Source organism: Magnetospirillum sp. 15-1, from assembly GCF_900184795.1.
GTDB lineage: Bacteria > Pseudomonadota > Alphaproteobacteria > Rhodospirillales > Magnetospirillaceae > Phaeospirillum.
Window position 1 is genome coordinate 189653 of the sequence record NZ_FXXN01000024.1, and the last position, 13031, is coordinate 202683.

The 13031-nt window shown below is 66.7% G+C and carries 9 protein-coding genes; 5 read left to right on the forward strand and 4 right to left on the reverse strand.

Annotated features, from left to right (window positions below; genetic code table 11):
- The first annotated feature begins 29 nt into the window (after window positions 1-29).
- Window positions 30-3641, forward strand: coding sequence for a tetratricopeptide repeat protein (locus tag CP958_RS12050; RefSeq protein WP_096702196.1), 3612 nt, complete (start codon window positions 30-32; stop codon window positions 3639-3641).
- Here the strand turns inward: CP958_RS12050 and CP958_RS12055 are convergent.
- The 3 genes from CP958_RS12055 to CP958_RS12065 all read right to left on the reverse strand — a co-directional run bounded on the left by CP958_RS12055 (window position 3636) and on the right by CP958_RS12065 (window position 8518).
- Window positions 3636-5168 (reverse strand): SpoVR family protein, encoded by a 1533-nt coding sequence (locus CP958_RS12055; RefSeq protein ID WP_096702197.1) that lies wholly within the window; start codon window positions 5166-5168, stop codon window positions 3636-3638. The genes CP958_RS12050 and CP958_RS12055 overlap by 6 nt on opposite strands.
- The gene (locus tag CP958_RS12060; RefSeq protein ID WP_197706400.1) at window positions 5165-6490 is read right to left on the reverse strand and encodes a YeaH/YhbH family protein; all 1326 of its coding nucleotides are present in this window, start codon (window positions 6488-6490) and stop codon (window positions 5165-5167) included. Before CP958_RS12060 ends, CP958_RS12055 begins: the two co-directional genes overlap by 4 nt.
- 81 nt (window positions 6491-6571) lie before the next feature.
- Window positions 6572-8518: a PrkA family serine protein kinase gene (locus CP958_RS12065; protein WP_096702199.1), complete on the reverse strand. Its 1947-nt coding sequence runs from the start codon at window positions 8516-8518 to the stop codon at window positions 6572-6574.
- Window positions 8519-8887: 369 nt separating this feature from the next.
- Here CP958_RS12065 and CP958_RS12070 point away from each other — a divergent pair, with 369 nt between their 5' ends.
- Window positions 8888-10198, forward strand: a complete 1311-nt coding sequence (locus CP958_RS12070; RefSeq protein ID WP_096702200.1) for a hemolysin family protein — start codon at window positions 8888-8890, stop codon at window positions 10196-10198.
- Between the two features lie 3 nt (window positions 10199-10201).
- On the opposite strand, the gene CP958_RS12075 is transcribed toward CP958_RS12070, so the two are convergent.
- Window positions 10202-10909: an SDR family oxidoreductase gene (locus CP958_RS12075; RefSeq protein WP_096702201.1), complete on the reverse strand. Its 708-nt coding sequence runs from the start codon at window positions 10907-10909 to the stop codon at window positions 10202-10204.
- A gap of 153 nt (window positions 10910-11062) precedes the next feature.
- Between CP958_RS12075 and CP958_RS12080 the strand changes: the two genes are divergently transcribed.
- From CP958_RS12080 to CP958_RS12090, 3 genes are all read left to right on the forward strand, one after another.
- A complete protein-coding gene (locus CP958_RS12080) occupies window positions 11063-12043 on the forward strand; it encodes a GNAT family N-acetyltransferase (RefSeq protein ID WP_096702202.1) in 981 nt (326 codons plus the stop codon).
- Window positions 12044-12206: 163 nt separating this feature from the next.
- The gene (locus CP958_RS12085) at window positions 12207-12611 is read left to right on the forward strand and encodes a nucleotidyltransferase domain-containing protein (RefSeq protein WP_096702203.1); all 405 of its coding nucleotides are present in this window, start codon (window positions 12207-12209) and stop codon (window positions 12609-12611) included.
- A complete protein-coding gene (locus CP958_RS12090) occupies window positions 12601-13020 on the forward strand; it encodes a DUF86 domain-containing protein (protein ID WP_096702204.1) in 420 nt (139 codons plus the stop codon). Before CP958_RS12085 ends, CP958_RS12090 begins: the two co-directional genes overlap by 11 nt.
- Window positions 13021-13031: the final 11 nt, after the last annotated feature.

Consider the following 13031-nt stretch of genomic DNA (forward strand, 5'->3'; position numbering starts at 1 on the left):
CGCGTCGGCGGGCGGGTTTGACTTGCCCCATGAGCGAAATCGAAGACCTCGATCTGGAATTCGCCGACATCTCCGAGCACGCGGCGATCATCGAGACGCTGTGGCAAGAGGCCATTGTTGCCCGCCGCTATGGCGATACCGAACCGGCCCTGGACGCCTATCGCCGCATCATCGATCTCGATCCCAGCCATTCCGAGGCCCGGCTGGCCGCCGCCGAAACCTGTCGGCTGGCGGGAAAGCCGCGCGACGCGCTGCGCTTCTGCCTGGACCTGCTGGAGATGGATCGCCAGCACGTGGGCTGCCGCCTGGAGCTGGCCGAGGCCCTGCGCCAGCTCCGCCAGCCCGACGAAGCCCACGCCATCATCGACATCTTGCTGATGGAGCGTCCCGATTCCGTCCATGTGTGGTGCGGCCTGTCCCGCCTGCTGGCCGATGAGGAACGCCTGCCCGGTGCCGAGGCCACCCTGCGCCGGGCGCTGAGACTGCATCCGGGGTACGGCCCCGCCTGGGCGGCGCTGGGCCGGGTGCTGGCCCGAAGGGGCGAGGGCGAAGCCGCGCTCGACGCCTTTCACGCCGCCATCATCCTCGATCCCGAGCAACCGGCCCACCGGGTGGGACTGGCCGAGACGCTGATCGATCAGGGGCGGGTCGACGAGGCCGCCGAGCACATGGATCGCGCCCTGGCCCTCGACGACGAGGATGCGGCGGCCCACATGGCCCGCGCCCGCCTGCTGATGCTGAACGGCCGCCTCGCCGAGTCCTGGGAGGACGCCCAATGGCGCCACCGCCTGCCCGGCGCCGCCCGTCCCCATTTCCCCGGCGCCCCGTGGGAGGGCCAGGACCTGGAGGGGACCCACCTCCTGCTGCACGCCGAGTCCGGCCTGTCCGAAACCTTGATGATGGCGCGCTTCATTCCCGTCCTCGCCGAGCGCTGCGCCCACATCACCCTGGTGGTCCAGCCGGAATTGGCGCCGTTGCTGGAGACGTTGCCCGGCGTGGCGCGGGTCCTGCCCCTGGACCTGCCGCTGCCCGACGGCTTCATCGCCGATTACGCCGCGTCACTGGACGACCTGCCGGGACTGCTGGAGGTGGGGATACTTTCCATTCCCGCCGCCCCCTATCTGGCGCCGCCGCCCCACCGCATCCGCCGTATCCGGGTACCGGCCGCCACCCAGCTCAAGGTCGGCATCGCCTGGGCCGGAGACCGCCCGGAGGATTGCATCGCCTTCGCCCGGATCCTGGACCTGACGACGGTGCCCGGCACCTTGCTGTTCTCGCTGCAAACCGGACCGAAAGCCGCCGAGGCCCGCCTGCGGGCCGATCCCGGCCTGATCACCGACCTGTCGCCCACCGTCTCGGATTTCGCCGATCTGGCCGGCCGCATCGCCGAGATGGACATGGTGGTCGCCACCGATGGTCCCGTCGCCCATCTGGCCGCCGCCATGGGCAAGCCGGTCCTGTTGCTGCTGCCCCATACCGCCCACGAGCGCTGGATGCGCCGCCGCGACGACTCTCCCTGGTATCCCGAGATGTTCCTGCTGCGCCAGCCGGCGCCGGGCCGGTGGGAAGCACCGCTGGCCGAGGTGCGGCGGCGCATGGAGATGCTGGCCCAGCTGACGGCCGAACGGTACGAGCAGCAGCGCCGGCGCGCCATGGGCGGCGACGCGGCCATGCAGGCCTTCCTGGCCGCCCACCTCGCCCCCGGCGACCTGCTGGTGGATGTGGGGGCGGGCAGCGGGCGGCATCTGTTCGAGGCGCAGGAGCAATGCGGCCACCAGTTGCTGGTCATCGCCCTGGAGCCCTCACCGGGAGAGGCCGCCATGCTGCGCGACAGCATCGCCATCGCCGGCCTGGAGGAGCAGGTGGAGGTGATCGCCGCCGCCGCCGGGGCCGAATCCGGTCATGTGCTCGCGTCCCGCCAGATGCGGGGCGGTGCCCGCGTCTTCGCCCTGCCCGACTGGGTCCCGACGGCCACGCCCCTGGTGCCGCTCGGCAGGCTGCTGGACGAGCGGCCACAGCTGGCCGAGTGCCGTGTGGTGGTGCGGGTGGACCAGCCGGGATGGGAGGACGGCATCGTCGCCGGGCTGGCCGGACGGGCCGCCATCGTCACCCTCGAGCACCGCGAAGGCTCGGCGGCGGCGGACCGCTTGGCCGAAGCGGGTTACAGCCTGTGGCGCTTCGCCGAGGACGTGGCCTGCGGGGCGCCGGTTCCCTTCGACGGCCGGCCGGGACCGGTGCTGGCCCTGGCGCCGGGGATCGCTCCCGCCGCCCATTACGGTCCCCCCAGCCTTCCGCCCTCGTCCGAGCAGATCGGGGCCGAGGCCGAACGGGCCGTCCACATGGCCCAGCCCGGCCCCGCCCTGCAGGCGGCCGGGCAGGTCACCGAGGCGGCCCGTCTGTACGGGCAGGCCCTGGCCATCGATCCCTTCTGTCCCATGGCCAACGCCAATCTGGCGGTGCTGCAGCACATGGCGGGCAAGCCCGGCGCCGCCATCGCCAGCTTCACCCGGTCGGTGGAAATCTCCCGCCATCCGGCGGTCATGAGCAATCTGGCCGGCGTGCTGCGTCTGGCGGGACGGCTGGACGAGGCGGATGCCCTGCTGAGCGAAATCCTGGCGGCCGACAGCGACAACGCCGAGCTGCTGCACGACCTCGCCCTGCTGCGCCGCGATCAGGGTCGCCTGGGCGACGCCGAGGCGCTGATGCGTCGGGTCCGCGCCCTGACACCGGATCACCCCGGATATGACTGGGCCTTGGCCCAGATCCTGCTGGGCGCCGGTAATCTGGCCGAAGGACTGCCCCTGCTGGCCCGCCGCCCGGCACCACCCAGCCGGGCCCCGGAACTACCGGAATGGGATGGCGGCGACGTGGTCGCCACTCCGTTGCTGGTCGAGGTGACCGGGGATTTGGCCGATTCCGTCCTGCTGGCCCGCTTCCTGCCCTTGCTGGCCGGAAAGGGGGCGCTGGTCACCCTGGCGTGTCCCGACGAACTGGCGGCGCTCCTGGCCGATCTGCCCGGTATCGAGCAGGTGGCGGGCGAGGACGATCCCCTGCCGCCCTGCCGGATGCGCACCAGCCTCGCCGCCCTGCCCGGCTTGCTGGGCGTGGCCGATGCCGCCCGTCCCTCGGGCTCGGGCGGCTATCTGGTGGCCGGGCGCGGGCGCCGTTCCATGCGCGACACCCGCCTGCGGGTGGGATTGACCTGGGGCGGCCGAAGGGGCGAGGCCGGCTGCCCGCTGGGCGACATGCTGGTCCTGGGGATCGATCCGGCTTTCTCCCTGCTGGCACTGGCCGACGAGGTCCATCTCGAGCGCATCGAGGCGGAAGGTGCCGACGCCCTGGTCGAGCGCCCCATTCCCCAGCCCGCCGATCTGGCCGAGATGGCGGCGCTGATTTCCGGGGTGGACGTGGTAGTGGGCAGCGACACCGTCCAGCTTCACCTGGCGGCCGCCCTGGGCAAACCGGTGATGGCCCTGCTGCCCCACGGCTTCGACTGGCGCTGGCCCGAGGGGCGCGAGGACAGCCCCTGGTATGCCTCGGTGCGGGTGTTCCGGCCCGACCCGGCCGGCGGCTGGCGGGTTCCGCTTCGCCGGGTGGCCCAGGCGCTGGCCATCATGGCCGAGCGCAAGGCGCATCTATAGATCGGTGGTCGGCGCCACGTCCTCGTAGGTCTTGAGCACCACGTCACTGCCGGATTCGATTTCCAGCAGCCGCACCTCATAGCCCCACAGATTGGCGATGTGGCGCAGGACCCGGATGGTCTCGGACTCGTCGAGCATCAGGCCGTTCTCGACGAAGTGATGGAGAATCAGCCGGCGGTCGCCGGCCAAATCCACGTCGACGATCTGAATGTCGGGCTCCAGATGGGCGATGTCGTAATTGCGGGCCAGGGCCTTCCTGACCTCGCGGTAGCCGCGCTCGTTGTGGATGGCCGCCACGTCCATGTGGGGGCTGTCGGATTCGTCGTGAATCTTGAACAGCCGCAGCTTGCGGATCAGGGCGGGCGACAGGTATTGCAGGATGAAGCTCTCGTCGCGGTAATCGGCCCAGGCCTGACGCAGGGTGCCGTAGGGGTCTCCGTTGCCGGCGAAATCGGGGAACCACTCGCGGTCTTCCGCCGTGGGCTCCTCGCACATGCGCTTGATGTCGTTCATCATGGCGAAGCCGAGCGCATAGGGATTGATGCCGGAATAGCGCCGGTCGTCGAAATCGGGCTGGAACACCACTGAGGTGTGGGAGTGCAGGATTTCCAGCATGGCCCCGTCCGACAGCTTGCCCATCTCGTGCAGCCGGTTGACGATGGTGTAATGGGTGAAGGTTGCGCAGCCCTCGTTCATCATCTTGGTCTGCTTCTGGGGATAGAAGTACTGGCTGATCTTGCGCACGATGCGGATGATCTCGCGCTGCCAGTCGGCCAGCCGGGGCGCCAGCTTTTCCAGGAAATAGAGGATATTTTCCTCGGGCAGCCCCAGGCGCCGCTTGCGCTCGGCCAGCTCCTGCGAGCCCATCTTGGCCGCCGCCTTCTTGGGCACCGTCCGCCACAGGTCGTTGAACATCTGCTCCTGATAGGCGCGGCGCTCGGCGGCCCGCTTCTCCTCGTCGCGCAGGTCGGGAGTACGCTTCCTCGGGTATTTGTGCACGCCGTGGCTCATCAGGGCATGGGCGGCGTCCAGCACGCGCTCCACCGCCGCGTGGCCGTGGCGCTCCTCGCACTTGGCGATGTAGCTCTTGGCGAACTCCATGTAGTCGAGGATGCCGCGCGCGTCGGTCCACTGCCGGAACAGGGAGTTGTTGGCGAAGAAGTGGTTATGGCCGAAGGCGGCGTGGGCGATGACCAGGGTCTGCATGGCCATGGAATTCTCTTCCATGATGTAGCTGATGCAGGGGCTGGAATTGATGACGATCTCGTAGGCCAGACCGCGCATGCCCTTGCGGTACATGGTCTCGTCGCGGGCGAAATGCTTGCCGAACGACCAGTGCTTGTACATCAGGGGCATGCCGATGGAGGAATAGGCGTCGAGCATCTGCTCCGCCGTGATCACCTCGATCTGGTTGGGATAGGTGATCAGGCCCATCTCGCCCTTGGCGATCTGCTCGATGGCGTCGTAGGCCCGGTTCACCTTCTCGAAATCCCAGTCGGCGCCGGTGAACAGCAATTGGTCGCTCATGGATTCGCCTCCCCCTCGTCCCCACCCGACCAGGCGGCGTTATCGCCCCGTTCCTTGGCGAACAGGTCACGGAACACCGGAAAGATCTGGCTTCTGACCCGCACGCGGCGCATGGCGAAGTTGTCGGCGGTCTTGGCCACCTCCTTATAGGTGCGCCACAGATCGGAATCGCGGCCCAGCCAGTCCTTGTACTCGGCGCCGACCTCGATATAGGCGAAGTACTGGGTGGCGGGCAGGATGGCCTCCTCCAGCAATCCGGCGGTCTTGGCGTTGTCGGACGAGGTGTTGTCGCCGTCGGACGCCTGGGCGCAATAGATGTTCCAGTCGGCGGGGGAGTAACGGTCCTCGATCACCTTGCGCATCTCCTCCAGCGCGGTGGACACCACGGTGCCGCCGGTCTCGGTGGAGTAGAAGAAGGTGTCCTCGTCCACCTCCTCTGCCTCGTGGGTGTGGCGGATGAACACCACCTCCACGTTGCGGTAGCGCCGGGTCAGGAACAGGTAGAGCAGCATGAAGAAGCGCTTGGCCAGATCCTTCATGTGCTCGGTCATGGAGCCCGACACATCCATCAGGCAGAACATCACCGCCTGGGTCACCGGCTTGGGCACGTGCTCGAAGCGGGAATAGCGCACGTCCAACGGGTCGATATAGGGAATGCGCCGGGCCTTGGCCACCAGCCGGTCGAACTCCACCCGCAATTGGGACAGGCGTTCGGGATCGGCCCCCGATTCCTCGAGCGCCTTGATCTCGTCCTCCACCTCGGCCAGTTCGGCCGGCTTGGGCCGGTTAAGGGCGATGCGGCGCGACAGCGAGTTGCGCATGGTGCGCACCACGTTGAGATTGGCCGGCGAACCGGTCACCGAATAGCCCGCCCGCGTCGGCGTGGTGGATTCGGTCTGCTTCAGCTTCTTCTTGACCAGATCGGGCAGTTCCAGGTCGTCGAGGAAGATATCGAGGAACTCGTCGCGCGAGAGCACGAAGGCGAAATCATCCTGGCCCTCGCCGTCGGGGCTGCCCTCGGAGCCGCCGCCCTCGCCGCCGTCCTGTTCCGGCTTCCTGATGCGGTCGCCCTCGACGAAATCCTTGTTGCCGGGCACCACGTAGTCGCGCACTCCGCCGTCGTTGGAGCGGCGGAAGGTGGGCTCGCGCAGGCCGTCGGCGGGAATGGAAATCTTCTCGCCGTTGGCGATGTCCTGGATGGAGCGTGATCCGGAGGCATCGCGCACCGCCTTGACGATCTGGGCACGGGCGCGGCGCAGGAACCTCTGCCGGTTGGCGAGGCTTTTACCCTTGGGATTGAGGCGCCGGTCAATGATGTTCATCATTCTTGTCCCTCGATCGCCTTTGGCCCCCTCTCCGCCCCCTCCCCCGGTAGAGCCGGGAGAGGGGGGACGCTGGGGACCTTATCCCGCCTGCTTCACGCGCATGTACCATTCCACCAGCCGGCGGACCTGGCGTTCGGTGTAGCCGCGGCTCATCATGCGCTCGACAAATTCCGAGTGCTTCTTCTCGGAATCCGAGTCCTTCTTGGAGCCGAAGCTGATCACCGGCAGCAGTTCCTCCACCTGGCTGAACATGCGGCGCTCGATCACTTCCCTGATCTTCTCGTAGGAGGTCCAGGACGGCGACTTGCCGCCATTGGCGGCGCGGGAGCGCAGCGCGAACTTGACCACCTCGTTGCGGAAGTCCTTGGGGTTGGCGATGCCGGCCGGCTTCTCGATCTTGGACAGTTCCTGGTTCAGCAGGTCGCGGTTCAGCAACTGGCCGGTATCGGGGTCCTTGAAGTCCTGATCCTCGATCCAGGCATCGGCGTAATCCACATAGCGGTCGAACAGGTTCTGGCCGTAATCGTGATAGCTCTCCAGATAGGCCTTCTGGATTTCGTTGCCGATGAACTCGGCGTAGCGCGGCGCCAGCTCGCCCTTGATGAACTCCAGGTACTTCTTCTCGGTATCCTCGGGGAACTGCTCGCGCCGGATGGCCTGCTCCAGCACGTACATCAGGTGCACCGGATCGGCCGAGACCTCATGGGTGTCGTAGTTGTAGGTGGACGACAGCACCTTGAAGGCGAAGCGGGTCGAGATGCCGTCCATGCCCTCGTCCACCCCGGCGGCGTCCTTGTACTCCTGCATGGGCTTGGCCTTGGGGTCGGTCTCCTTGACGTTCTCGCCGTCATAGACCCGCATCTTGGAATAGAGGTTGGAGTTCTCGTGCTCCCTGAGGCGCGACAGCACCGCGAAGCGCGACAGCATCTCCAGCGTGCCCGGCGCGCAGGGCGCGTCCACCAGTTCCGAGGTGTCGATCAGCTTGTCGTAGATCTTCAGTTCCTCGGTGACCCGCAGGCAATAGGGCACCTTGATGACGCAGATACGGTCGATGAACGCCTCGTTGTTGCGGTTGTTCTTGAAGGTCTGCCACTCCGCCTCGTTGGAGTGGGCCAGCACCGTGCCCAGGAACGGCATGGCGCCGATATTCTCCGAGCCGATGTAGTTGCTTTCCTGGGTGGCGGTAAGCAGCGGGTGCAGCATCTTGATGGGGGCCTTGAACATCTCGACGAATTCGAGCAGGCCCTGGGTGCAGCGGTTCAGCCCGCCCGAGAAGGAATAGGCATCGGGGTCGTTCTGGCTGAACATCTCCAGCTTGCGGATGTCCACCTTGCCGACCAGGGTGGAGATGTCCTGGTTGTTCTCGTCGCCCGGCTCGGCCTTGGACACGGCGATCTGCTTCAGCCGGGACGGATACATCTTGGCGACCTTGAACTTGGAGATGTCGCCCCCGAATTCCTCGAGCCTTTTCACCGCCCACGGGCTCATCAGTCCGGGCAGACGGCGGCGGGGGATGCCGTACTTGTCCAGCAGGACCGGCCCCATGCCTTCCGGATCGAACAGGTCCAGCGGGCTTTCGAACAGCGGACTGATCTCCTTGCCGGCCTTCAGCACGTAGATGGGATAGACCTCCATCAGCGCCTTCAGCTTCTCGGCCAGGGACGACTTGCCGCCGCCCACCGGACCCAGCAGGTAGAGAATCTGCTTCCTTTCCTCCAACCCTTGGGCGGCGTGGCGGAAGTAGCCGACGATGCGCTCGATGGTCTCCTCCATCCCGTAGAATTCCGAGAAGGCGGGGTAGACCTTGATGGTGCGGTTCATGAACACCCGGGACAGACGCGCGTCCTTGGCGGTGTCGATCACCTCGGGCTCGCCGATGGCGGCGATCATCCGCTCGGCGGCGGAGGCGTACATCATGGGGTCGTCACGGCAGCCTTCCAGATATTCCAGAAGGCTGAGTTCCACGTCCTTGCGACCCTCGTAGGCTCGCGAGTAACGGGTGAAGATATCGTCATTGCTGGGCATATCGTCACTCCATCGAGAGGGTCAAAGTCGAACCGGAAGCGGGATCCTTTCCCTCATGTTTGGATTGGTTTGGCGGAATTCATCAGGGGAGGACGAGAATTTCCGCAAACCAGTCATGCGCCCCCGAGAAATCGGCGCGCGCTTTAGGGCCATTAGGCCCGACAAGGTTGTATCGGAGACGGAAGACCACATGGCGTCGTCCTTTCGCCTGCTTCCCATCATCACCACTCTAGCGAATGGTTCTTAACAAAATCCTTTGCTTCCCCTTTTCCAGAGTAGCAAAAGGGGGATCGATGGCAATATCAGGGTGATCCGGGATTATGGCGAATCCATGGTGGCCCGGAAGACGGAATCAGGCATCATCCCTCCATGCGCCTCGCCTTCGAAATCGCCGTGATCATCGCCCTGGTCGTCCTCAACGGCTGCTTCGCCATGTCCGAGCTGGCCATCGTTTCCGCCCGCCGGGCCCGGCTGGCCGCCCGCGCCGCCGAGGGATCCAAGGGGGCCAAGGCCGCCCTGGCCCTGGCCGACAACCCCACCCGCTTCCTGTCCTCGGTGCAGATCGGCATCACCCTGGTGGGCGTCCTGGCCGGCGCCTATTCCGGCGCCACCCTGGCCGACCAGCTGGGGGCAGCCATCGCCCTGCACTTCCCCTTCGCGGCGACGGCGGCGCCGGGCGTCGCCATGGCCGTGGTGGTCGGCGCCATCACCTATGCCTCGCTGATCGTCGGCGAACTGGTGCCCAAGCACATCGCCCTGGCCAATCCCGAGGCCATCGCCGAACGGGTGGCGCGCCCCATGGCCATGGTGGCACGGCTGACCGCGCCGCTGCTGTGGCTGCTGGAAGGCTCCAGCCATGCCCTGGTCCGCCTGCTGGGCATCCGCAAATCCGACGACCAGACGGTCACCGAGGAGGAAGTGCGGGCCATGATCGCCGAGGGCACCGAGAGCGGCGTCTTCCAGCCCGAGGAAAAGGAGATGATCGCCGGCGTCATGCGCTTCGGCGACCGCCGCATCCGGGGGATCATGACGCCGCGTGCCGATATGGCCTGGATCGATCTCGATTGGGAGGCGGACGACATCCGCAAGACGCTCCGCGATTGCCTCCATTCGCGCCTGCCGGTCTGTCGCGGCGGCGTCGACGAGACGCTGGGCGTGGTCCAGGCCAAGGATCTGCTCGACGCCGCCCTGGACGGCCGTCCCCTGGACGTGGCGGCGGCGGTGAAGCCGCTGGCGGTGGTGCACGACAACGCCCCGGCGCTCCACGTCCTCGACGTGCTGAAGCAGTCGGACATCCACATGGCGCTGGTGGTGGACGAGTACGGCAGCGTCGAGGGCATCGTCACCGCCGCCGACATCCTGGGCTCGATCCTCGGCAGCCTGTCCGAGCATGGCGAGGAGTACCAGGGCACCATCACCGAGCGCGAGGACGGCTCATGGCTGCTGGACGGCGACGTGGCGGTTGATCTGGCCGCCGAGCGGCTGGGCTGCCGGGTAATGAAGGAAGGCGGCGGCGATTACGACACCGCCGCCGGCTTCATATTGTCCGAGGTCCGCGCCATCCCGTCGGCCGGCGACCACTTCGTCAAGGACGGCTGGCGCTTCGAGGTGGTGGACATGGACGGACGCCGCATCGACAAGATTCTGGTGTCGCGGGCGTCCGAGATTCTGGGCCTCTGAACGTCAGATATACTGCCCCGAATCCACCTTGATCACCTCGCCGGTGATGCAGCGGGCGGCGTCGGACAGCAGGAACAGCACGGCGTTGGCGATATCGGTGGTGTCGGGCAGGATGGACAGCGCCGCCTCGGCCAGGGCACGATCGCGGAACTGCTGGTCCAGCTTCAGCGTCATCTCGGTCAGCACCATGCCGGGCGCCACGGCATTGCAGGTGACGCCCTTGCCGCCCAGTTCCTTGGCCGCCGTCTTGGTCAGGCCGACCATGCCGGCCTTGGAGGCGGCGTAATTGCCCTGGCCCATCTTGCCGCGCAGGCCGTTGATGGAGATCATGTTGACGATGCGCCCCACGCCGGCCTGCACCATGCCGGGGCCGGCGGCGCGGATGGTGTTGAAGGCGCTGGTCAGGTTGACGGTGATCACCGAGCCCCATTCCTCGTCGCTCATCTTCAGGAGCGTGCGGTCGCGGGTGATGCCGGCGTTGTTGACCAGCAGGTGAACCGGCTTGCCGATCCGTGCGAAGGCGGCATTGACCGATTCGGAGTTGGACACGTCCACCGCATGGGCCGTCATGCCCTTGGGCAGGTCCCCGGTCTCGCGGTCGAAGACGTGCACCTCGGCCCCTCCGGCCAGCAGACCGTCGGCGATGGTGCGCCCGATTCCGCGCATTCCGCCGGTGACCACCGCCACCCGTCCAGGAAACTCCCACTTCATGATACGCTCCTCTTGACCACCGATTTGATTTCGGTATTATAGTACCGAATTATTCATTTAACAGGGTACCGCCCGCCAAGGGACGCCGTCAAGTGCCGGCTCCCGCCCAAACCAGTCCGGTGGACCCAAGAGACGGGGGAGGTTCGCGAGTTCATGACCACCACTATCCGCGACATCGTTGCCACCGACCTGGAGCGCGTGATCGAGCTTGATCGCCGCCTGACCGGCAAGCCACGCCGCAACTATCACGAAAAGCGCATGGCGGCCGCCACGTCCGAGCCGACCAGCTTCGTCACCATCGCCGCCGCCGACGGCCCGGTGCTGAAGGGCTATGCCTATGCCCACATCCTGGACGGCGAATTCGGCGGCTCCGGCCCCGTGGGCGTGGTCGACACCATCGGCGTCGATCCCGACCAGCGCGGCCACGGCCTCGGCCGCAAGCTGATGGCCGCCCTCGAGGACGCGCTGAAGAAGCGCGGCATCAAGGAAGTGGTCAGCCAGGCCGATTGGACCGAGCACGGCATCACCCGCTTCTTCCAGTCCGCCGGCTTCGAGCTGGCTCCCCGGCTGGTCCTGGAGCGCAGCACCGACAACGTGTCGGATTTCGAGGCTCCCCTGGCCCAGCAGGTCAGGGACAGCGACGAAGTCGACCTGTCCGATCCGTCGGGCGACGATTACGCCGCCCTGTCGCGCGACCGCATCCCGGTGCGTTCGCTGACCGAGGCCGATTACCCCTTCATCGTGTCGGTGGACCGCAAGGTCACGCGGCGCGACCGCTCGGCCTACTACAAGCGCAAGATCGCCGAGGTGACCAAGGAATCCGGCGTGCGCGTCTCCCAGGTCGCCGAGATCGACGGCCTGTTCGCCGGCTTCGTCATGGCCCGCACCGAATACGGTGAGTTCGGCCGCGCCCAGTCCACCGCCGTGCTCGACACTATCGGCGTCGACCCGGCCTATGCCCGCCACAGCGTCGGCCGTGCCCTGATGAGCCAGTTGCTCACCAATCTGGCGTCGCTGGGTGTCGAGAAGGTGCAGACCCAGTTGGCCTGGGACAGCTTCAGCCTGCTGGGCTTCCTCGCCCGCTGCGGCTTCAAGCCGTCGCAGCGCCTGATCTTCCAGCGTCGGCTCGGGTAGACCCTCCCCTGCCGCACTCGGCGGGTCGCCCTTCCCGTTCCCGACCCGCCCGAAAGGGGCCGGCAGTTGCCCGACTGCCGGCCCCGCTTCGTTTTGGCCTTCTGGTCCTTTTAGCAATCCGCCCAACGCGCTATGGTCAAGGCGGAACAGCCGGAAGGATGCCATGAGGGACATTTCCGAAACCGAGATCGTCGAGGCCGTACGGGCGATCCTGCCCGAAGCCCAGGCCCTGTTCCTGTTCGGCAGCCGCGCCGACGGCAGCCACGACGACGACAGCGACCTCGATCTCGCCGCACTGTTGCCTTCCCGCGCCGACCCGCTACGTCTATGGGAAGCAGGCGAGGCCATCGCCCGCCGCCTGAACACCGACGTGGACCTCGTCGACCTGCGCGCCGCCAGTACGGTAATGCAGTTCCAGATCGTCACCAAAGGGCGCCGCCTGTTCGCCCAGGGCGACGAGCCCGAGCGCTACGAACTGTTCATCCTGGCGGAAATGATGGACCTCGACCAGGCTCGCGCCCCGCTGATCGCCGACATCCAGCGCGAAGGACGCGTCCATGGCCGATGACGTTCTGCTCAACAAGGCGGCGACCATCGAACGCTGCGTCGCCCGCGCCGCCGAGGAATACCGCAAGGACCCCGCCACCTTCGCCACCGACTTCACCCGCCAGGATGCCGCCATCCTTAATATCCAGCGCGCCTGCGAAGCCTGCCTGGACATGGGCCACGCCATCATCCGCCGCGAGCGCCTTGGGCTCCCCCAAAGTGCCCGCGACGTCTTCACCCTGCTGGCCAAGGCCGGCTGGATCGACGAAGGGCTGGCGGAAAAGCTTCAGCGCATGGTCGGCTTCCGCAACATCGCCGTCCATGACTATCAGGCCTTGTCGCTGCCCATCACCATCGCCGTGATCGAACGCCACCTGGGCGATTTTTTGGCGTTCAGTAAGGCCGTGTTGGGGCGGATGGGAAAGGGATAAGCGGGCGAAGC